This window comes from Acinetobacter sp. TTH0-4, assembly GCF_015602665.1.
GTDB lineage: Bacteria > Pseudomonadota > Gammaproteobacteria > Pseudomonadales > Moraxellaceae > Acinetobacter > Acinetobacter albensis.
The window spans coordinates 2,631,561-2,652,298 of the sequence record NZ_CP059079.1 but is presented as its reverse complement, the minus strand read 5'-3'; the positions used below and the strand labels follow the sequence as shown (position 1 = coordinate 2,652,298).

The window sequence follows — 20,738 nt, the reverse complement described above, 5'->3', positions numbered from 1 at the left end:
ATGATGTTCCAATATGAGGAATAAGCCCCCCTTTCAAAAAGGGGGATTTAGAGGAGTTTAAAAACGTGATTAATTTTCAAGCGATTCTAAACGAATTCGTACAATTTCGCCATGAATGAAAGGCAATGCTTGAATTTGTTGTAACGCTTTATCCATTTTTGACTCAATCACAGGATCGGTCAGAATCACGATCGGAATCAAATCTTTTAAGCGTGGTTGCTGCATGATGGCATCAATGCTAATTCCAGCACGGCTTAAAATTGTGGTGACATCTGCAAGAACGCCAGTTTGATCTTCAGCATTAATACGGATGTAGTATCCAGTCGTCATTTCTTCGCGTGAAAGAATAGTGAGGTCACTTAAAGCTTCAAAAGCCAATTGTGGAATAGTTCCTGCACCATCTTCGGTATAGATGATGTCACGGACAATATCTACGACATCTGCTACTACAGCCGAAGCAGTTGGACCTGCACCTGCGCCTGCACCATAATATAACGTTGGCCCGACGGCATTGGCTTGAACCAATATGGCATTTTTCACACCATTTACATTGGCAATTAGTTGGTCATCAGGAATGAGGGTTGGATGAACACGCAGTTCAATTCCTGTTGCTGCACGACGTGCAATACCTAAATGTTTGATTCGAAAACCTAAGTCTTCTGCATATTTCACATCTTGTGCAGTGATTTTTGCTATTCCTTCGGTAAAGACTTTGTCAAATTGCAAAGGAATACCAAAGGCACATGAAGCCAAAATGGTCAGTTTATGTGCGGCGTCAATACCTTCGACATCAAAGGTTGGGTCTGCTTCGGCATAACCGAGTTCTTGTGCTTCTTTCAGAACATCCTCAAAAGCACGCCCTTTTTCACGCATTTCACTGAGAATGAAGTTGCCTGTACCATTAATAATACCAGCCAGCCAGTCAATTCTATTTGCCGCTAATCCTTCACGAATCACTTTAATGATTGGGATACCACCAGCAACCGCAGCTTCATAAGTAATTTGTACAGCATTATCTTCTGCAGCTTTAAACAGCTCATTACCGTGTTCTGCAAGTAGAGCCTTATTTGCAGTCACAATATGTTTGCCATGCTTCATGGCTTCCATAATGACTTCATAAGCAGGATGAATCCCACCCATGACTTCAACCACCACATCGACATCAGGCTGACGCACAATTTCAAGAAGATCTGCGCTTAATTGAATTGATTCTGGAAGATCTAAATCTGGACGCGGACGACGTGTTCCGACGTGCGTAATTTGAATTTCGCGACCCGTACGACGTTTAATCTCAGCAGCGTTTTCTTTTAATAGTTTAAGGGCACCAACACCTACAGTACCAAGACCTAGGATTGCCAGACGAACTGGTTTCACGTCATACTCCAATATCTAATCAATTTTAAGCAATCCTAGATCATAGCTAAAAAAAGCATCAGACTCTAGGAAAGAAATAATTTTATCTTCAACTATAAAAATAAGTAAATTAACGAATAAAAATTAGTTATTTAAACGTTCTACCAATTCTTCAGGAGAAAGGTAACCACCCAAATACACACCTTCTGCATTATAAATGGCAGGTGTACCATTTACACCCATATTTAATCCAAGTTGATACTGCTCTTTTACAGGATTTTTACAGGTCGCAGGTGGTAAAGGTGCACCAGTAATAGCTTGGTCAAAAGCCGCTTGACGGTCTGCGCTACACCAGACACTTTCCATGGCTGGCATGAATTGTTCACCACGCGGCCAAGCGATATAACGGACTTCGATACCCTTAGCGTTAATGTCATTTAGGTGTTCATGAAGTTTATGACAATATGGGCAACTTGCATCCGTAAAGACATAGACCACATGTTTGGTCTTACCTTTTGCTTTATACACCAATAAATCTTCTGTTTTTAAGTTGGCAAGCAACTTTTTATTGGCTTCAGATTGTAAGTTTTCACTGACATTGTGAATCTTGCTGTCGCCTAAGCGCAGCACATCGCCTTGAATAATGTATTGACCATCTGCTGTAGCATATACAGAAGACATACCTTCAAGATTGACCCAATACAAACTAGGCACTTCAGTGGCTTTAATATCTAAAACTTTGGCATTGATGTTGGCTTTTTTAAAGTGTTGTTGCAAAGTATTCATCAGGCGTTGTTGTGCGTTACGTTCAGAAAGATTAGATGCTTTACCTGTTGCAGGTGTACTTGCTGTTAAAGGACTTTGCTTGTCATCATTATTTGAATTTGAACAAGCCGTAATTGCGAGACTGCTGGCTAAGGTGCATGCAATCAAAATTTTTGAGCGGGTAAATAACATAAATAACCCTTTTAAGCGATAAAGAAAACAGGTGGCTTAGCATAGCAAAAAAAAAGCACTGCTCGTTAACACTTCTTGGTCGTAGAGCATAGATTAAAAAAACCGCTAAGCGCGAGGATGATGTTGAGCGTGTAATTGTTGCATGCGAACTTGAGCGACATGGGTATAAATTTGGGTCGTAGATAAATCACTATGACCAAGCAACATTTGTACGACCCGTAAGTCTGCGCCATGATTGAGCAAATGTGTGGCAAAAGCATGTCTCAATGTGTGGGGTGAAAGTTCAGCTTGAACACCCGCTTGTAAGGCATATTTTTTAATCGCATACCAAAAATTTTGCCGACTCATGATGCCGCCATGCTGCGTTAAAAACACATAATCTGTTGCAGATTTATATAACTGTGGTCGTGCTTGATGTAAATATTGTTCAATCCAATCACAGGCAACTTGACCTAAAGGCACCAAGCGTTCTTTATTGCCTTTACCGACAATACGCAAATAACCTTGCTTTAAATTAATCAATTCAAGTCGTAAATTGAGTAATTCGGTCACTCGTAAACCACACGCATAAAGTACTTCAAGCATGGCACGATCACGCAAACCTAAAGCCGTTTCAATGTTGGGTGCATGAATCAAAGCTTCGACTTCTTGTTCAGAAATATCTTTGGGTAACGCTCGTCCAATCTTTGGGGTTTTATGAGTCGCTACGGGATTGTCTGAACGTAATTTTTGTTCACGTAAAAACTTGTAAAAACAACGTAGTGCGGAAAGGGAACGCGCAATCGAACGCGGACTTTTGCCCTGTTTGGTTAAGGCCAGTAAAACATCTGAAATATCGTCGCCTGACCACAGTGGCATATGATTGGAATGGCATTCACTTGCTTGAATTAAATCAGAGAGATAAGCATTCCGAGTGTGTGGACTCACAGTTTGTGAAATTAGATAATCTCGAAAACCCTGCAAAAAACTTAAATGTTTAGGAATGTTTACGGGTGCTGGTATTCGAGGTTTTTTATTGAGCATATGAGGTCTACATTGAATGAACATCCAAGTTTTCTTGGTATAGATTAATTTAGAACAATTCCTGAATAAAGTCGATGCATCAGTGCAAGATGAGAATTAGAATCAAACCTTATTTGGTAATTATTCTCATTTGTTTGTATACTGGTTAAAATATTTTGGGATTAGATGTAGTGCGTTTATCTGATTTAAAAGTGAAACAAACGGCGATAATTAGCAAAGTTAATCGAACTTTGGAAGCGGGCATTTCTGAACATGATTTGGTTGCAAGCCGTTTAGAGACATTAGGTTTTGTTCCTGGTACAAAAGTACAAGTGATTACCAAAGGTATTTTTGGGGGAGACCCAATTTTGATTCAAGTTGGATTTACCCGATTCGCACTGCGTAAAGTTGAAGCTGAAAAAATTGACATACATCTTGATGGGGTGGCGACATGAGTGATGCGCTACGTATTGCCTTAGTTGGTAACCCAAACTGTGGTAAAACTTCCTTGTTCAATCACTTGACAGGCACCCGTCAGAAAGTTGCTAATTATGCTGGTGTGACTGTCGAACGTAAGGTTGGACAGTTTAATTTACCTTCTGGTCAAGCGGTTCGTGTTCTGGATTTACCCGGAACTTACAGCTTAGATGCTACCAGTCCAGATGAAGCCATTACCCGCGATGTCGTTCAAGGTAAAATTGCAGAAGAAAAACAACAAGATGCATTCTTGTGTGTGGTGGATGCAACCAATCTCAAGTTACATTTAGGTTTAGTCCTAGAAATGATTGAATTGGGTCGTCCAATTTTACTTGTTCTCAATATGATGGATGAAGCACGTCGTCGTGGCATGCAAATTAATACCCAAAAACTTTCAGAACGCTTAGGGATTCCAGTAGTAGAAACCGTTGCAGTGCGAAATTCAGGCATTGAAAACCTGATGAGCGCACTTGATCAAGCTAAATATTCGACGCCCCATACTGAACTGAGTGGTTTAAAAGGAAATAATCATCATAAAATTGAGACAATTTTGCATGATGTGGTCAACTCAGTCGATGAAGAAGATAAGCGCTCAGATTTTTTAGATAAAATCTTTTTACATCCAGTCTTGGGACTGGTGAGTCTTGCGGTCATGATGTTTGTGGTTTTCCAAGCAGTCTTTGCTTGGGCTGCACCATTTATGGATGGGATCGAGACGTTCTTTGGTTGGTTGGGGGAATTTATTGGACAGCATATCTCACATCCACTCTTAAACAGTTTGGTGGTGGATGGTGTCATTGCAGGCGCTGGTGGTGTGGTCGTATTCTTACCACAAATTTTGATTCTATTTTTCTTCATTTTGGTGTTAGAAGAATCTGGATATTTGCCCCGCGCAGCTTTCCTATTAGATAAATTGATGTTTAAGGCAGGCTTAAGTGGTCGTGCTTTTATTCCTTTATTATCCAGTTTTGCCTGTGCTGTGCCTGGCATTATGGCCACACGCAGTATTAGCGACCCACGTGACCGCCTGACCACAATTTTTGTTGCACCTTTAATGACGTGTTCGGCACGACTCCCTGTTTATGCTTTATTGATTGCTGCGTTCATTCCTGAATATATGGTGTGGGGTATTTTCAATTTACAAGGGCTGGTCTTGTTTGCTTTATACATGGCTGGAATTGTGAGTGCGCTAGTGGTCTCGTTTATTCTGAAATTTTTCCAAAAAGATAAGTCTCAGCATATGTTGTTGATGGAACTACCGAGTTATCGTTTTCCTGATATAAAAAGTCTTTGGATCGGCTTGCTAGATCGTGCCAAAATTTTCTTAAAACGCGTCGGTGGCATCATCTTTGCGCTTTCAATTTTACTTTGGTTTTTGTGTACGTTCCCTCAACCACCTGAAGGTGCGACTTTACCTGCGATTGATTATTCTCTGGCGGGTATGCTGGGTCATGTCATGCAACCGATTTTTGCACCGCTCGGTTTTAACTGGCAAATCTGTATTGCGTTAATTCCTGCGATGGCCGCACGTGAAGTTGTTGTGGCTGCACTTGGTACGGTATATGCCTTGTCTGCAACAGATGATGATGCCATATCACAAGGTCTATCCTCTATTATCAGCAGTGATGGGAGCCTGGGTTGGTCACTGGCTACTGGTCTTTCACTTTTGGTGTGGTTTATTTATGCCCCGCATTGTCTAGCGACTTTGGCTACAGTAAAACGTGAAACGGGTTCATGGAAAACAGTCAGTTTTATGACGGCCTATTTATTTGGTTTGGCCTATTTGATGTCTTTTCTCACTTATCAAGTTGCATCGCATTATTGGGGTTAAGTGACGTTGATTCAAAATAATAGCGAGCGGAGATTGAAATGATAGAAGTAATTATAGTTGCTGTACTGGTAATATGGAGCACGATTGTGGTGTTCAAAAAAGTATTTCCTACAAGTGCAAATTCAGTCTTTATGCACTTATCTAATTTGTGTAATAAACAGGGTTGGCACACCTTGGCAAAATGGTTAAAGCCTGCTGAAGTTTCAGGTTGTGGTGGAGGTTGTGGCTGTGCGGTAACTGAAGAAAAGACAGTAAAACAGCCAGAAATCCAAGCAGTAAAATGGAAATAAAACGCAAGTTTGTCCCGATTTAAAAAAACCGTCATCTTTATGACGGTTTTTTTACGCACTGACACAAAAAAAGGCAGATAAAGTCAAAACAGAAAAAGCATTCAAAACAGCAAAGTGCTAACATTTTGCCAGTTTTAAAAATAAACCAGAATATGGGGTAAAAATGTTAATTCAACGTGGTGGATTAAAAGTCGTTGCAGGACTAGGAATATCAGGTGTTGCGGCAGTAAATTTCTTACATGAACAAGGCTACCGCGTTGCAGTAACAGATTCTAGACCGACCCCGCCAGGCTATGATCAAATTCCTAGCGAAGTACAAACCAGCTTTGGCCAGCTTGATCAAGAGCTGTTGTTACAAGCTGAAGAAATTGTGATTAGTCCAGGATTGGATCCGAAGCTAGCTGAAATTCAAGCCGCTATCGCAAAAGGCATTCCTGTCGTCAGTGAAATTCAGATTTTACGCCGCGCCACTGACAAGCCGATTATGGCGATTACGGGTTCAAATGCAAAAAGTACAGTAACCACACTGATTGGCTTAATGGCCAAAGATGCGGGTATTAAGGTTGCTGTGGGGGGGAATCTGGGACGTCCTGCACTGGATTTAACCAAAGATGATCCAGAATTGTATATTTTAGAGCTTTCCAGTTTTCAGTTAGAAACGACGTCTAATTTAGCCGCAGATGTGGCTGTGATACTGAATTTGAGTGAAGATCATCTAGATCGTCATGGTGACATGATGGGATATCACACGGCCAAGCATCGTATTTTTCAAGGTGTCAAAAAAGTAGTACATAACCGTGATGATTCATTAACTCGCCCTTTGGTGCCAGATGTGACGCCAATGCAAAGCTTTGGTTTAAATGCGCCAGATATGAATCAATATGGCATTTTAAAAGAAGATGATGGCACCATTTGGTTAGCTCGTGGCCGTGAACGTTTACTGAAAAGTACGGACATGTATATGCAAGGAACACATAATATTGCAAATGCTTTGGCATGTTTGGCCCTTGGTGAAGCAATTGGCTTGGCCCTTGAATCGATGCTGAATACATTAAAGACATTTAAAGGCTTAGAGCATCGCTGTGAATTTGTAAAAGAATTGAACGGCGTACGTTATTACAATGATTCAAAAGGCACCAATATCGGCGCGACCTTAGCAGCGATTGAAGGTTTGGGCGCTGCTATAGCCCCTCAACAGGGTAAAGTTGCGATTATTTTGGGTGGTCAGGGTAAAGGACAAGATTTTAGGGCTTTACGTAATGCCTTAAGCCAATATACAAAGCTTGCAGTGTTGATCGGTGAAGATCGTACTGTAATTGAAAAAGCAATTGCAGGTACAACCACGATTATCCATGCGGACTCTTTAAAAGAGGCAGTCGAATTAGGCCAACAACATACGCAAGCGCATGATGTGGTGTTATTGTCACCTGCATGTGCCAGTTTTGATATGTTTAAAGGATATAGTGAACGTGGACACCAGTTCGTTGAATGTGTAAACACTCTTGCTTAAAAGAATGATAAGGAAAGTTGTATGGCTGGCTTAGCTCAGGCGACCATAAATAAAATTAATCAGGTTTATAATACGTGGGGACCAAAAATTCCTGCTGAAATGACTCCACGCAATGTACTCATTTTTTGTGTGATTGCCTTACTCTGTATTGGCTCCATTATGGTGGCTTCTGCATCAATGCCGTATGCTGACCGCTTGCATGAAAATCCATTTCACTTTGTGATCAGACATGGAATATCAATTTTGGTGGCTGCCATTGCTGCATTTTTAGTTTATAAAGTGTCGCTGAATATTTGGTTCAATAATACCTTCCCATTGTGGCTAATGACCATTTTGTTGTTGGGTGTCGTCTTGGTTGTCGGGACAGAAGTGAATGGTTCAACCCGTTGGATTCGTATAGCAGGCTTTACTTTACAGGCCTCGGAAGTCGCTAAAGTCATGATGGCCATTTTTACGGCTGACTACGTGGTACGTAGGGCAGAAGAGGTACGTAATAATCTATCTGGACTGTTTCGTTTAGGTGCAGTTATGGTGATCACCGTCGGTTTGATTCTGGCTGAACCAGATTTGGGCGCAACAGCAGTGATTGTCCTGATGATTTTAGGCGTGTTCTTTTTGGCAGGTGCGCCGCCGATCCAATTTATCATTTTTATGGGGGCGATTATTATTGGTTTAGTCGTCGCGATTGTGTTCGAGCCTTACCGTTTGCAACGTGCTTTATCCTTTACCGATCCGTGGGCAGATCCGCTAGGCACAGGCTATCAACTGTCCAATGCTTTAATGGCTTTTGGACGAGGTGAGTGGGTCGGAGTGGGGCTTGGACATAGTATCCAAAAAATGGCTTATCTTCCTGAAGCCCATACAGACTTTATGCTGGCGATTTTAGGTGAAGAGTTTGGTTTTATGGGCATTAGCACCGTGTTGATATTGTCTTTTTCAATGCTGGTTTGTTGTATCAAAATTGGTCATCGTGCCCTACAAAATCAATATTTACGTGCTGGCTATTTGGCCTATGGCATCAGTATTATTTTCTTGCTGCAAATTTTGGTCAACGCCGGTATGAATATGGGGATGCTTCCGACCAAAGGTTTAACCTTGCCATTTATTAGTTATGGCGGGTCATCTTTAATTATGTGCGCGGTTATGATTAGCTTGATTTTAAAAATTGATGCAACCACACAAAAAGTGAACCCAAGTAAAGAAGAATCAAGTTTCTAGTTTTGATTCTGATGATCAATCCTGCTGAGCATGGTTTAACACTGTGCTTGGCATTTCAGTGCCGCAATGCAGACATTTCACAAATTCTCCTTTTGCTTTTGAAAGGGGAATCAATGGGATAAAAAATAAAGAAAAATAATGACGCTGTTGTCTTAATTCATATGCACTTTGGGTTCTGCATACGGGACAAAGGAACTGACTTTTCTCAACGATTTTGGTCTTTGGACCGATTCCAAAAATAAAAAACATAGACTGAACTCTTTTTTAAGTTTTGTCTTTTAGCTTAGCGCATTTTTAATTTTATAAATAAGTGCCTTGCAGTTCTATTGTGTGTGGAATCTGTTGTATATCCCATTGCGCAATGGCTTGCTTGAGCATATGTTTTGGCGTGTCCAAATCAACATGAGGTTGATGTAAAGCATGAATTGCTTGTTGGAGTAATTCAGGTGCGCGGTTGAGATCGATCGCTTGCGCCAAATTTTGTTTAGACAGTTTTTGCCCCTGTGCATTCATGGCAAGCGGCAAGTGCATATATTGAAGTGTGGGATAACCCAGAAGTGAACCCAACCAAATTTGCCGTTCAGTATTATCCAGTAAGTCTGCACCACGAACCACATGGGTGATGCCTTGTAAATAATCATCTACCACGACTGCCAGTTGATAATTCATAATCCCATCACGGCGCTTGAGAACAAAGTCGCCTAAGTCTTGTTGGAGATTGGAACAGTGTATGCCTTGTAAGCGGTCCTTAAAACAAATGTTTTGATCTGGCACTTTGACCCGAATAGCCTTTTGTTCAAAAGACAGATTTAAATTAAGGCAAGTACCTGTATAAATATGATTGGAACCCAATATTTTTCGGGTACATTGGCAGGCATAGACTTGATGCTTTTGATGTAATTGATCGATGATGGCATCGTAAATATCCAAACGATTTTTTTGGAAAATGATATCTGCGTCCATTTCAAACTGAAATGCATCAAGACAAGCTAGAATGTGATTTTCACTTCCGGGATAAATACGCGGAATATCAGTATCTTCAATGCGAACAAGCCATTGACCGTTATGTGCACGGGCATCGCAATAACTCGCAACTGCTGTGATGAGTGAGCCAAAATGCAAAGGGCCGGTTGGCGATGGCGCAAACCGACCCACATAAGCCATCCTTTTATCTCCTTCCTTAAATAAAGAAGGGATTAGGGCTGGATTATTAAGCATAAACTGTAATTAGCCGTTATTTTGCTTCTCTTTGATTTCTGCTAAAGTTTTGCAGTCAATACAAAGGGTTGCAGTTGGACGCGCCTCAAGACGACGTAAACCAATTTCAATACCGCAAGTTTCACAAAAGCCATAATCGTCATTTTTAATCGCGTCGATTGATTGCTCAATTTTGCGAATTAATTTACGTTCACGGTCACGAGTACGGAGTTCAATCGCAAACTCTTCTTCTTGTGTCGCACGATCATTTACATCGGGCAATGCAGTATTTTCATCTTGCATTGTGTTTAAGGTACGGTCCACTTCAGACATTAACTCTTCTTTCCATGCCAGTAAAATTTGGCGGAAATGCTCAAGTTGTCCTTCGGACATGTATTCTTCATTTTTTTTCGGCTGATAAGGTGCAATACCAAATAAGCTAGCAGTAGAACCACTTTCTGATGCTTTTGGCTTGGTTTTTCGCACACGTTTTGTAGACTTTTCCTCTACAACATCAGTTTGTTCGTCCAAGACTTGGTTTTGGTTGTCATTCGCCATTTAGGGCATTCCTCATCATATACGTATATCTATACGCAAAAAATATGGTGATATGCAAGTGTTTTTATCCAACCCTTAGGAGATTCTCCTTCGAGGGGCGTCATCATATAGACTTTTTGTGCTTTTTGATAGTCTTTGATGTCGGGATTCTATCTATCACGTTTCCTTTCGAAGCCATAAAATAATGGAAAAGAAGGCAAATGAAAAGTTAATAACCTGAAATTTCAATATTAATTTTTTGTTGTGTATTTGCAACCCGATGCACTACTGTGTCTAATTCACCATTTTCTTTTAAAGATAATACGCGAAACCCCGGACTTTCATCATCTAAAGCGAAATGATCACTTAAAGGTTTGAACTGTACACAGGTGGATGGGGTAGAAAAAAACTGAATATTTTGCCACTCCCTTAAAGAATCTTGATGTACATGACCACATATAACGGCTTTGATATTGCTATGTTTATTTAAAACGTCTAAGAGGTTATTTGTGTTTTTGAGTTTGTGTTGATCAATCCATTTTGACTGCATATCAAAAGGATGATGATGACAAGCCACAATCATAAATTGCTGTGAATAGGTTTCTAAAATATGTTCAAGTTGATGCAAATGCTGTTGTGCAACCCAGCCATCAATTTGATCAGGAACTGCGGTATTTAACAGTACAATGCTCCATTGACCAAAATGAAGGACATGGACTTGATTTTGATTTTGATGGAATGGGAAGTGTTCAGCGTGGTCATGATTGCCCGGAATTTGATAAAACGGTATACCTGTAGTTTGCATAAAGCTTAAGTAACGAGCATATGTTTCTGGTACGGGAACTTGAGCTAAATCGCCTGTATGTATGATGGCGTCCGCATGTGGATATTGTTGTTGAACTTGCTTTAAAACGGTGTGAAAACTGTGTTCAGGATTCATGTGCACAAATTCTAAATCTGCCTGATCCATCAAATGAGTATCTGAAATCTGAATAATGGTCCAGTCACGTTGGTTGTCATGGTTCGATGATAAAGTCATGTCCAGCTCCTTAGACATTCCTTGAGGTGTTTATGTGCTGTTGTAACCATTGCAAAGCCATAATAACGGGCGCATTTTTTAATCGACCATTAAGGATTAAGCTTGCAATATCACGATAGTCAATCAGATGTAATTTGATATTTTCGCCTTCATCGGGCATGCCGAAAATGCCGCCCTTTTCTGGAAGTTCGGCTTCTGCGCTATATAAATGAAACAGTTCTGAACATGCGCCTGCTGATGGATAAAAGCTGAATAAATGCTGCAAGGTATTAATCTGGCAGCCCGATTCTTCTAAGCTTTCACGGCGGATGCAGCTTTCAGGAGATTCATCACCATCTAACACACCGGCAATAATTTCGAGTTGCCAAGGAGAATCTGTATCATCAATTGCACCAACACGGAATTGTTCAATTAAGGCAAATTTTTGTTGAGTATCATTGTAAATGAGGACACCTGCTGCTTCAGATCGTTGAATCAATTCACGTTGCAGAATTGGTGTATATTCGACTTGATGAAATAAACGGTGTTTTAGACTGACTTTCTCAACCTGAATAAAACCTCGATATAAATATTCACGTGACTGAATATGAACTTCGTTGCTCTGATAAGTCGCTTGTTGAAGAATATTCATATCATGCAGTTAGGATGAAAAGTATGCATTCATCCTAACTGAGAATTTTATGGAAATAAAAGATTTTTTACAAAATTAGAGTTTGTGATACAGTTTTTGACCCTGTTCCTGATAAGTGGTTTTCATAGCGTTAAATCCTGCTGTAATTTCATCATCTTGTATTTGACTCTGCTGCGCCTCACTTTGGTTTTTGGCATAATCTCGCACATTTTGAGTGATTTTCATTGAACAGAATTTTGGTCCGCACATTGAACAAAAATGGGCAGACTTATGCGCTTCTTTGGGCATGGTTTCATCATGCATACTGCGTGCAGTGTCTGGGTCAAGACTTAAATTAAACTGATCTTCCCAACGGAATTCAAAACGTGCTTTAGACAGTGCATTGTCACGAACTTGTGAACCCGGATGACCTTTGGCCAAATCGGCAGCATGTGCTGCAATTTTATAGGTGATAATGCCGTCTTTCACATCTTTTTTGTTTGGTAAGCCCAAATGCTCTTTTGGCGTCACGTAGCACAGCATTGCGGTACCATACCAACCAATCATGGCTGCACCAATGGCTGAGGTAATATGGTCATAACCCGGAGCAATATCGGTGGTTAAAGGACCAAGGGTATAAAAAGGGGCTTCCTGACAGACTTCAAGTTGTAAATCCATATTTTCTTTAATCATATGCATCGGCACATGACCTGGACCTTCAATCATCACTTGGACATCATGTTTCCATGCGCGATGAGTCAATTCCCCCAGCGTTTTGAGCTCACTGAATTGCGCTTCATCATTGGCATCTTGAATACAACCAGGACGTAAACCATCTCCTAGACTGAACGATACGTCATAAGCTTTCATGATTTCACAGATTTCATCAAAATGGGTATATAGGAAATTTTCTTCATGATGTGCGAGGCACCACTGCGCCATGATTGAGCCACCACGGGACACAATGCCTGTTAAACGTTGTGCAGTCATCGGGACATAACGTAACAGTACGCCTGCATGAATGGTGAAGTAATCTACGCCTTGTTCAGCTTGCTCAATTAGGGTGTCTTTAAAGATTTCCCACGTTAAGTCTTCGGCTACGCCATCCACTTTTTCTAAGGCTTGATAAATAGGAACCGTACCAATCGGAACAGGCGAGTTACGGATAATCCATTCACGGGTTTCATGAATATTTTTTCCTGTGGATAAATCCATGATGGTGTCTGCACCCCAACGGGTCGCCCAAGTCATTTTTGCGACTTCTTCATCAATGCTTGAACCGAGTGCTGAATTACCAATATTGGCATTGATTTTGACCAAAAAGTTACGCCCAATGATCATTGGTTCAATTTCAGGGTGGTTAATATTGGCAGGAATAATCGCACGCCCTTCAGCCACTTCTTTACGCACAAATTCAGGGGTAATTTCAGTGAGATTTTTTGCCCCAAAGTTTTGACCTGCATGTTGGCGGACATCTGTACCTGCCATTTGACGTTGATTTTCACGAATGGCAATGTATTCCATTTCAGGCGTAATCATACCTTGACGGGCATAATGCATTTGCGTGACATTTTGACCAGATTTCGCACGGCGTGGTTTTTGAATATGCGCGAAGCGTATATTTGCGGTGCGAATATCTTTTAGGCGTTCTTGTCCAAATTGCGAGGTGAGAGTATCTAGACGTTCAGTATCTTCACGTTCTGCAATCCAGTGTTCACGAACATTGGGTAAACCTTTATTGAGGTCAATTTCAACTTTTGTATCGGTATACACGCCTGAGGTGTCATAGACCAAAATATCAGGATTATGTTCGCCGCCTAAACCAGTTGGAGTATCGGTGAGTTCAATGGCTCGCATGGGTACTTGAATGTCGGGACGTGAGCCTTGAATGTAAACTTTTTTTGAAGCGGGTAAAATACGGGTCAGATCTTTTGCATCTTGCTCATGTTGAGCAGAAATATCTGTTGCAGAGAGATTCGTTAATTGGTTCATTGCTTGGATCCTTATGAATGACATCAACGAATCAAGCACGACCAAAAACGTGGCAGAATTACCTGTGAATTAGACTTCAATAGTCCGATACAGATAAAGCAAAGGCTTCGGTTTTTAGATGGCTTGATTCCTACGCAGGTCTTAACCTGATCAGGTTCAACGGTACTCACCATCAAATGCCATCATTAATCATGCATTTTGGTGATCTCAGCGAGAAATTACTCGCGCTCCGTCAAGCTAGGCTGATGTTAACATGCAGATCAGATAAAAACACGTGCATTAAAGCTCGTTTTTAAACCTTTGATCCTCAGTTAAAAATAGATATTTTTTAATGGCAAATGGCATCGCTAAAACAATCACGTGGTACGGACAGGCTTAAATTTTTTAAACCTAAATAGTGTTTCAATTGCTTCTGAGCCAATAAATTTTCATTTTTTGCTCCCTGTTCAGATGGACTGAGCTGAACTGGAATGTGTTTAATTCTTTGCTCTTCAGAGAGTTGCAGAAATTGAAGAAATTTTCCAGCCTGAACTGCTAAAGCTGAATTTTTGAGTTGAGCCAGTTTTTCAATTTCATCTAAGCTGCTACTTTGAACAGCGTATGAATTAAGAAAATTATCAGAAACGGGTGAAGCGGGTGTACCAATAAATAAAAATAGCGCATACATTTGCATCAGATATTCAGCATTTTGACGATAACTACTTTTCGGATATTGCTTTAAATAGTCTTCCCAAAATAAAGCACGGACGACAATTTCATACGGTTCAATCATTAAGCTTTGTTTAACCCAGACCGGTTGCATATTTTGTGCAGCCAAGTTTTCTATAAAAGCTTGTTCTGCTTCAGGCATATAAGGCGCAAAAATTCTCGCTAGATATTCAGGGCTACGACGATAATTGAGTTGTCCTTTGCCTGCATCAAAGAGTTCAACATAGGCCTGACCTTTATGCTTTAGCAAATATTGATCACGTAACGTCAGTTGTTCAAAATGGTTTTGCTGAACGGTGGGATGCTGGGCCAAGTCGAAGGCATAATTTTCAAAAGCGGTCTGTTGAGAAGCCGTTCTTTCCACACTTAAAAAGTTTTTATACATTTGATTCGATAAGGTGAGTAAATTTTTTTGTTCTTCAAAGGTGGAAAGCGGCAAGCATAATTTTAAATCTTGATTGACTTGTTCCAAGGCGAAAGTGGTTCGATCCGCATCAATCGCCAACATATTTTTTTCGATATTTTTACACAACAAGGATAAATCAACTGGTTCCTCTTGCTGTAACTGTTTTTCTAATTGTTTTGGAACAGGCTCTGGTTCAGGTTTCTGACATCCAAGCAAAAAAATAAATACGATTAAAGGGAGGTATTGCTTTGCAGAAAGCAGCATTTTGAAGGGCAGAGTCATTCTATATGTGGATATATCAGGCAATGAAAGGGAGTGAAGGTCAGTATTTTATCGCTAATACCGATTTTTTCTGTGTAGTATTGTGAAGGAATTTAGTTAACGTGATGTGACTATATAAAAATAACATGACACAGTTGATTTTCTTGATTTGATAGCAGATAAAATAAAGAGGAAAGATGGCAGAAATGTCATTGATATATTTCAGATTAAACTAAATATTGCGGACTATTTTTATATATCTAACTGCATTCAATATTCCATATTTTATAGCAGACTTAAAAATAGAGTGTCATGACATTTGATTTTATCCGACCCTCTGCAACTAAATAGAAATCTACGACCTAGATAACCACTGTTAGCCATGAATAGGTGTAGTATGGATAAAAAAATCAAGATTGAGATGTTTGGGTGCAGGAATTTACAATAAAAATGAAGATTAAAATTGTTTTGAGTAGTTCTTTGTTGCTGCTCAGTTCAGGGGCGTATGCTTTGGATTTGGTGGAAGCCTATCAACGTGCTCAAAGTACAGATCCTAACTGGCAAGCCAAGCTGTTGCAATATGAAGCAGAGCAATTAGATTTAGGCATTGCAAAAGGTAACCTGCTGCCGACCATTACGCTTTCAGGGAATGTAACCCGTAAAAGTCAGCAAACCAATTCCAATTTAGATACTGATTTGCCTTTTAATTCAGACCTATTGATGTCTTCTTCATCAACCACTCGTCAGATTGCTCTGACTGCACGCCAGCCGTTATTTCGTTGGGATGCTTGGGAGGCGTTAAAACAGGTCAAAACTTCGCTGAGTTTGAGTGAAATCAATCTACAGTTACAACAACAAGAACATATTTTAAATGTTGCTGAAACCTATTTTAATGTGCTACGGCAACAAAGTCTGACCAAGGCCAATGTACAAGAAGAACAGGCGTTACTGAAACAGTTGGATATGATGAATGCCAAACTCAGAGAAGGTTTAGTGGCAAAAAGTGATGTCAGTGAAGCCAAAGCACAATACGAAAATGCACGCGCAAATCGAATTGCTACTCATGTGGAGTTGATTTTGGCTCAGGAACAGTTAGCGCAGTTTATTGGACCTTATCGGGAAAATCTGGCAGTTTTAAGTACAGATTTTCAATTCCAAAAACCTTATCCTGAAAACTTGTCAGCGTGGACAGATTTGGCACAAAGCCAAAATTTATCGATTCAGCAGGCACGATTACAGCAGCGTTATGCACAAGATCAAAAACGGGTAGAAAAGGCCGCATCCTATCCACAAATTGAGGCAGTCGGCAGTTACGGTTATACCAAACAATCTCCACAAAATATTATTTCCAGTGATGGTCAATTTGACCAGATTGGGATCGAGATGAATTGGAATATCTACAGTGGTGGCAGAACTCAAAAATCGGTGCAGAAAGCAGCGGTAAATGTGGAAAAAAGTACAGCACAATTAGATGCTGCTATGCGTAAAGCCAATACCGATGTCAAAAAAGCTTATCTGCAAGTTGAAACTGATCAGGCCAAATTACAAGCCCGTAAAGCAGCGATGGATTCATCACAAATTGTATCTCAGGCATCTAAAGCCCAATACCAAGAAGGCTTAAAAACCATGGTTGATGTGCTTTTAGCACAAAGGAATGCTTTTTCAGCCAAGCAAGAATATTTAAATGCACAATATGATTATTTAATGAATGTGCTACGACTAAAAGCAGCGGTCGGGAAATTAACCACACAAGACTTAAGCGAAATGAATACATGGCTTGTTGATTCATCATTTCAGCGAATAAACTAAACGTTCGACTTTTGTCATGAAAGCTTCACAGTAGATGTGCTTTAATATTAAACAATTTATTTAAATCTAAAATTGCTGTTTTTGGAGTATGCCTCTTGCCAAATAATCCGGTGTTAAATCACCATATTTCTTCACAATTTAATGAAGATTTACAGGGTGTGAATACAAAGTTTATGACGATGGGCGGCTTAGTCGAACAGCAAGTTGCCAACGGAATTCGTGCTTTATTAGATACCGATGAAACTTTAGCCATAGACGTACAGTTTCAAGACAATATTGTGAATCGTCTAGAAACCGAAATTGATGAAGCTTTAACCCTTATTTTGGCACGTCGCCATCCAGCAGCAATCGATTTGCGCATGGTGATTGCGATGTCTAAAGCCAATACGGACTTAGAGCGAATTGGTGATGAAGCAGCTAAAATTGCCCGTATTGCACAAAACTTATGTGAAGAGGGCAGTTCACCGCGTGGCTATATGGAAACTCGCCATATCGGTAATCAGGTTCGTGTCATGATCCATGATGCATTAGATGCTTTTGCCCGTTTAGATGTCGAACAAGCGCTACGGGTATTATTGGCCGATGCAGACATTGACCGTGAATATCAGTCAGCTACCCGTACCTTAATGACCTATATGATTGAAGATCCACGTCATATTTCACGTGTAATTAATGTGCTGTGGGTATTGCGCTCTTTAGAACGAATTGGTGACCATGCTCGAAATATTTCTGAACAAGTGATTTATATGGTCAAAGGTTTAGATGTACGTCACATTAGCGTAGAAGAAATTGAAGAAAAAGTTCAAGTGCGCTAATTTTTTCTACAAAAAAAGCCTCGACATCATTTGAGGCTTTTTTTTGTAGCTGATTTTTAACTGTGGGTTTCTTCCTCGGTATCATCTTCAAACGTTTTGGCAATTTTATCAATGTTCAAACTTTTTGCCATCGCATCAAAAATTTCTTTATATACGCCATCTTGATGGTAAAGCGTGTTGTGTTCACCATGTTCTGCAATATGTCCTTCTTTCATGACATAGGTATAATCTGCGTCAATAATTTGCGACAAACTATGTGAAATGATGATTACTGTTCGTCCTTGTTTAATCTGATCCAGACTTTGTTTAATTTGTTCGGAGGCAATGGCATCTAGGCTGGCCGTAGGTTCATCCAAAAAAATAATCGGTGGATTTTTTAAAAACATTCGAGCCAGTGCAATACGTTGTTGTTGCCCGCCTGATAGCATGAGCGCATCGGCATCATAGGCATGTGGAAGCTGTAAAATCTGTTCATGAATCGATGCTTTTTTTGCAGCATGCATGACGTCTTCTAAACTGGCATCGGTTTTACCATAACGGATATTTTCAAAAATAGTCCCTTGGAAAATATGGTTTTTTTGTAGTACCAGACCGATATGATCGCGTAAATATTGTGTGTCAATATGCTCCAAATCGATACCATCGAGTTGAATGTGTCCTGAAGCAGGTTGGTAAAATTTATCCAATAAACTGATCAGGGTCGATTTTCCTGCACCTGATAATCCCACCAAAGCAGTAATTTTATTCGGTTGAATCACCATATTGATACTTTTTAACGCATGATGTCCGTTGGGATAATAAAAATCGACCTGCTTCAGTTCAAATTTTCCTGTGATGATTGGTTTTTGCACACCACTTGGTTCTCTTTCATGATCGGCTTCTAAAATTGCAAAGAAACTTTCAGAGTAAATCATGGCGTCATTCACTTCGTCATAAATACGATGTAATGAGCGAATCGGTGCAGACACGTTATTGAACAGCAGTACATGATACATAATCATGCCAATACTCATTTCTCCGTTTAAGACAAAATAAGCGGTTAAAATAATGATGAGCACAATGCCAATTTGCTCAATAAAAGTTTTTAAACCATCAAATAGAAAACTGGTTTGACGGGTTTGCATTTGATTATTGGTCAATTCTTTTTGTAATTTGAGTTGCTTCTCTGATTCAATGGATTCGCGGTTAAAAGATTTGATGACAGTAATTGAATTAATAATACTCAAAATACCTTGGCTTTTTCGTTCGCGTCCATCTCTTAAGTTGCGTCGCCATCCGCCCAGTTTTTGTGCTTGTTTAAAGGTCAGCCAAAAATAAATCGGGACAATACTTAATGCTACTAAACCGACATAAACATTGGCATAGAACATTAAACCCAGTGCGACAATCGCACTGGTAAATAACGGTAAAATATCAATAAAGAAGATTTGTACCAAGCGTGTTAACGAGCCGATTCCGCGGTCTATACGGGTTTGTAATTTACCTGCTTGGTTGTTCTCATCATTAAAAAAGCTCAGCCGATAGGTGAGGAATTTTTCGATAATACCTTGCGCTAAATCTTGTGAAACAAAAATTCGTAGCTTTTCACCATAAAACTTTTGTCCAAACTGAACAAATGCATTAATTACTTCTTTGCCCAGTAAAATAGCTGTAATGGTGATGAGAATATGCCAGCCTTCAGACAGACCAAAACCTGCTTCAATCAGTTGGTTAATACTGTCGACGGCATATTGTAAGGTGAGCGCATTGACCTGAGCTGTGAATGAACCAATTAATGTCAGCAGTAAGGTTGCAATCACCAGTAAGCGATACGGTCTTACAAAAGGGCGAAGTTTATGAAAAAGATGCCATAAGTTCATATGTAATATTTTTATTGTTCAGCTTGGTTTGAGTCTAAGCGGGATTATTCAATGTCACAAGCGCATACAATGTTTTGAATTGTCATTCAGGACATTGCGCTAAAATAAATTAAATCGGTAATTTGATGATTGACCATGAACTTTGAATTATTTAAGCCTGAAGCTCAAGCCAATATTTTGCCTTATGCGGGAGTGGTCGAAGACTTTGGATTAATTTTAACTGCGGAACAAAGCACACGATATTTAGATTACTTTTTAAAACATTTAGCGTGGCAACAAGACGAAGTTTTTTTATTTGGTCAGCATTATCAAACAGCACGACAAGTGGCTTGGTATGGGGATGAACATTATGAATATCATTATTCAGGGACTTTAAAACAGGCACATCCATGGCAATCTGGATTATGGCGTTTAAAACAGCACATTGAAAGTTTGGTCGGTTGTCATTTTAATTCTTGTTTGGCCAATTTATATGAAAATGGTACACAAGCCGTCGGTTGGCATAGCGATGATGAAGCTGCTTTAGTCTCTAAAACAGGCCAAGAAACCATCATTGCTTCTTTAAGTTTAGGTGCAACACGAAAATTTAGTTTCAAACATAAGCAAACCGCAAAAAAAGTAGATGTCCTGTTACAGAGCGGTCAGCTGATTGTGATGCGAGGCGATACGCAGCAGTATTGGAAACATGCGTTGATGAAATCAACACGTATAGTCGAACCTCGAATTAATCTTACTTTTCGTCATTTTTTCTAAAATATGTTTAACAATGAAAGGTGCTCAATTTGAGCCTAGAGATTTTCTAAATACGCGTTGTGACTGTTATTTCTTTTTTGTCAGATTGATGTTTTAAGATTGAACTCAAGCGTT

At 39.9% G+C, this 20,738-nt stretch carries 19 protein-coding genes and 1 riboswitch; of the genes, 8 read left to right on the top strand and 11 right to left on the bottom strand.

Features of this window, described 5'->3' with window-relative positions; translation table 11 throughout:
* Positions 1-69: 69 nt before the first annotated feature.
* The 3 genes from H0S58_RS12375 to xerD all read right to left on the bottom strand — a co-directional run bounded on the left by H0S58_RS12375 (position 70) and on the right by xerD (position 3,333).
* Positions 70-1,374 (bottom strand): homoserine dehydrogenase, encoded by a 1,305-nt coding sequence (locus tag H0S58_RS12375; protein ID WP_053578962.1) that lies wholly within the window; start codon positions 1,372-1,374, stop codon positions 70-72.
* A gap of 123 nt (positions 1,375-1,497) precedes the next feature.
* The gene (locus H0S58_RS12370) at positions 1,498-2,310 is read right to left on the bottom strand and encodes a DsbC family protein (protein ID WP_195726665.1); all 813 of its coding nucleotides are present in this window, start codon (positions 2,308-2,310) and stop codon (positions 1,498-1,500) included.
* 105 nt (positions 2,311-2,415) lie between these two features.
* Positions 2,416-3,333 (bottom strand): site-specific tyrosine recombinase XerD, encoded by a 918-nt coding sequence (gene xerD, locus H0S58_RS12365; RefSeq protein ID WP_195726664.1) that lies wholly within the window; start codon positions 3,331-3,333, stop codon positions 2,416-2,418.
* Between the two features lie 170 nt (positions 3,334-3,503).
* Between xerD and H0S58_RS12360 the strand changes: the two genes are divergently transcribed.
* The 5 genes from H0S58_RS12360 (at position 3,504) to ftsW (ending at position 8,638) form a co-directional block, all read left to right on the top strand.
* Positions 3,504-3,767, top strand: coding sequence for a FeoA family protein (locus tag H0S58_RS12360; RefSeq protein WP_053580266.1), 264 nt, complete (start codon positions 3,504-3,506; stop codon positions 3,765-3,767).
* Positions 3,764-5,620 (top strand): ferrous iron transporter B, encoded by a 1,857-nt coding sequence (feoB, locus tag H0S58_RS12355; protein ID WP_053578959.1) that lies wholly within the window; start codon positions 3,764-3,766, stop codon positions 5,618-5,620. The genes H0S58_RS12360 and feoB overlap by 4 nt, the downstream gene beginning before the upstream one ends.
* 38 nt (positions 5,621-5,658) lie before the next feature.
* Positions 5,659-5,910, top strand: coding sequence for a DUF6587 family protein (locus H0S58_RS12350; RefSeq protein ID WP_193889681.1), 252 nt, complete (start codon positions 5,659-5,661; stop codon positions 5,908-5,910).
* Between the two features lie 163 nt (positions 5,911-6,073).
* On the top strand, positions 6,074-7,420 hold the full coding sequence (gene murD, locus H0S58_RS12345; RefSeq protein ID WP_195726663.1) for a UDP-N-acetylmuramoyl-L-alanine--D-glutamate ligase: 1,347 nt from the start codon (positions 6,074-6,076) through the stop codon (positions 7,418-7,420).
* A gap of 21 nt (positions 7,421-7,441) precedes the next feature.
* Positions 7,442-8,638 carry a putative lipid II flippase FtsW gene (gene ftsW, locus H0S58_RS12340; RefSeq protein ID WP_195726662.1) on the top strand — a complete coding sequence of 399 codons (1,197 nt, stop codon included), beginning with the start codon at positions 7,442-7,444 and terminating at the stop codon, positions 8,636-8,638.
* Positions 8,639-8,653: 15 nt separating this feature from the next.
* Here the strand turns inward: ftsW and H0S58_RS12335 are convergent, their stop codons facing one another.
* The 7 genes from H0S58_RS12335 to H0S58_RS12305 all read right to left on the bottom strand — a co-directional run bounded on the left by H0S58_RS12335 (position 8,654) and on the right by H0S58_RS12305 (position 15,409).
* The gene (locus tag H0S58_RS12335; RefSeq protein ID WP_193889687.1) at positions 8,654-8,887 is read right to left on the bottom strand and encodes a zinc-ribbon domain-containing protein; all 234 of its coding nucleotides are present in this window, start codon (positions 8,885-8,887) and stop codon (positions 8,654-8,656) included.
* Between the two features lie 51 nt (positions 8,888-8,938).
* Positions 8,939-9,856 carry a tRNA glutamyl-Q(34) synthetase GluQRS gene (gene gluQRS, locus H0S58_RS12330; protein WP_227552574.1) on the bottom strand — a complete coding sequence of 306 codons (918 nt, stop codon included), beginning with the start codon at positions 9,854-9,856 and terminating at the stop codon, positions 8,939-8,941.
* A 9-nt stretch (positions 9,857-9,865) separates the two neighbouring features.
* Positions 9,866-10,393, bottom strand: coding sequence for an RNA polymerase-binding protein DksA (gene dksA, locus H0S58_RS12325; RefSeq protein WP_053578954.1), 528 nt, complete (start codon positions 10,391-10,393; stop codon positions 9,866-9,868).
* A 208-nt stretch (positions 10,394-10,601) separates the two neighbouring features.
* Positions 10,602-11,411 (bottom strand): metallophosphoesterase, encoded by an 810-nt coding sequence (locus tag H0S58_RS12320; RefSeq protein ID WP_193889689.1) that lies wholly within the window; start codon positions 11,409-11,411, stop codon positions 10,602-10,604.
* A 10-nt stretch (positions 11,412-11,421) separates the two neighbouring features.
* Entirely contained in the window at positions 11,422-12,042 is a 621-nt protein-coding gene (locus tag H0S58_RS12315) for an NUDIX domain-containing protein (RefSeq protein ID WP_092720527.1), read from the bottom strand.
* Positions 12,043-12,117: 75 nt separating this feature from the next.
* Positions 12,118-14,013 carry a phosphomethylpyrimidine synthase ThiC gene (gene thiC, locus H0S58_RS12310; RefSeq protein WP_195726661.1) on the bottom strand — a complete coding sequence of 632 codons (1,896 nt, stop codon included), beginning with the start codon at positions 14,011-14,013 and terminating at the stop codon, positions 12,118-12,120.
* Positions 14,014-14,123: 110 nt separating this feature from the next.
* A riboswitch (TPP riboswitch) is annotated at positions 14,124-14,255 on the bottom strand.
* A gap of 86 nt (positions 14,256-14,341) precedes the next feature.
* Positions 14,342-15,409 carry a hypothetical protein gene (locus H0S58_RS12305; protein ID WP_195726660.1) on the bottom strand — a complete coding sequence of 356 codons (1,068 nt, stop codon included), beginning with the start codon at positions 15,407-15,409 and terminating at the stop codon, positions 14,342-14,344.
* 429 nt (positions 15,410-15,838) lie between these two features.
* On the opposite strand from H0S58_RS12305, the gene H0S58_RS12300 reads away from it, so the two are divergent.
* Both H0S58_RS12300 and phoU read left to right on the top strand, forming a co-directional pair.
* On the top strand, positions 15,839-17,197 hold the full coding sequence (locus H0S58_RS12300) for a TolC family outer membrane protein (protein ID WP_195726659.1): 1,359 nt from the start codon (positions 15,839-15,841) through the stop codon (positions 17,195-17,197).
* Positions 17,198-17,292: 95 nt separating this feature from the next.
* Positions 17,293-18,012 carry a phosphate signaling complex protein PhoU gene (gene phoU, locus H0S58_RS12295; RefSeq protein WP_053578949.1) on the top strand — a complete coding sequence of 240 codons (720 nt, stop codon included), beginning with the start codon at positions 17,293-17,295 and terminating at the stop codon, positions 18,010-18,012.
* Between the two features lie 56 nt (positions 18,013-18,068).
* On the opposite strand, the gene H0S58_RS12290 is transcribed toward phoU, so the two are convergent.
* Entirely contained in the window at positions 18,069-19,871 is a 1,803-nt protein-coding gene (locus H0S58_RS12290; RefSeq protein WP_195726658.1) for an ABC transporter ATP-binding protein, read from the bottom strand.
* Positions 19,872-20,006: 135 nt separating this feature from the next.
* On the opposite strand from H0S58_RS12290, the gene H0S58_RS12285 reads away from it, so the two are divergent.
* Complete coding sequence (locus H0S58_RS12285; RefSeq protein ID WP_053578947.1) at positions 20,007-20,624, top strand: alpha-ketoglutarate-dependent dioxygenase AlkB family protein; 618 nt, start codon at positions 20,007-20,009, stop codon at positions 20,622-20,624.
* Positions 20,625-20,738 lie beyond the last annotated feature (114 nt).

Excerpts from the sequence above, each read along its gene's own strand:
- thiC (WP_195726661.1), bottom strand. The coding sequence starts at position 14,013 with ATGAACCAATTAACGAATCTCTCTGCAACAGATATTTCTGCTCAACAT.
- H0S58_RS12305 (WP_195726660.1), bottom strand. The coding sequence starts at position 15,409 with ATGACTCTGCCCTTCAAAATGCTGCTTTCTGCAAAGCAATACCTCCCT.
- murD (WP_195726663.1), top strand. The coding sequence starts at position 6,074 with ATGTTAATTCAACGTGGTGGATTAAAAGTCGTTGCAGGACTAGGAATA.
- H0S58_RS12300 (WP_195726659.1), top strand. The coding sequence starts at position 15,839 with ATGAAGATTAAAATTGTTTTGAGTAGTTCTTTGTTGCTGCTCAGTTCA.
- H0S58_RS12370 (WP_195726665.1), bottom strand. The coding sequence starts at position 2,310 with ATGTTATTTACCCGCTCAAAAATTTTGATTGCATGCACCTTAGCCAGC.
- H0S58_RS12350 (WP_193889681.1), top strand. The coding sequence starts at position 5,659 with ATGATAGAAGTAATTATAGTTGCTGTACTGGTAATATGGAGCACGATT.
- H0S58_RS12290 (WP_195726658.1), bottom strand. The coding sequence starts at position 19,871 with ATGAACTTATGGCATCTTTTTCATAAACTTCGCCCTTTTGTAAGACCG.
- H0S58_RS12320 (WP_193889689.1), bottom strand. The coding sequence starts at position 11,411 with ATGACTTTATCATCGAACCATGACAACCAACGTGACTGGACCATTATT.
- dksA (WP_053578954.1), bottom strand. The coding sequence starts at position 10,393 with ATGGCGAATGACAACCAAAACCAAGTCTTGGACGAACAAACTGATGTT.
- ftsW (WP_195726662.1), top strand. The coding sequence starts at position 7,442 with ATGGCTGGCTTAGCTCAGGCGACCATAAATAAAATTAATCAGGTTTAT.
- xerD (WP_195726664.1), bottom strand. The coding sequence starts at position 3,333 with ATGCTCAATAAAAAACCTCGAATACCAGCACCCGTAAACATTCCTAAA.
- H0S58_RS12315 (WP_092720527.1), bottom strand. The coding sequence starts at position 12,042 with ATGAATATTCTTCAACAAGCGACTTATCAGAGCAACGAAGTTCATATT.
- H0S58_RS12285 (WP_053578947.1), top strand. The coding sequence starts at position 20,007 with ATGAACTTTGAATTATTTAAGCCTGAAGCTCAAGCCAATATTTTGCCT.
- feoB (WP_053578959.1), top strand. The coding sequence starts at position 3,764 with ATGAGTGATGCGCTACGTATTGCCTTAGTTGGTAACCCAAACTGTGGT.
- gluQRS (WP_227552574.1), bottom strand. The coding sequence starts at position 9,856 with ATGCTTAATAATCCAGCCCTAATCCCTTCTTTATTTAAGGAAGGAGAT.
- H0S58_RS12335 (WP_193889687.1), bottom strand. The coding sequence starts at position 8,887 with ATGTTTTTTATTTTTGGAATCGGTCCAAAGACCAAAATCGTTGAGAAA.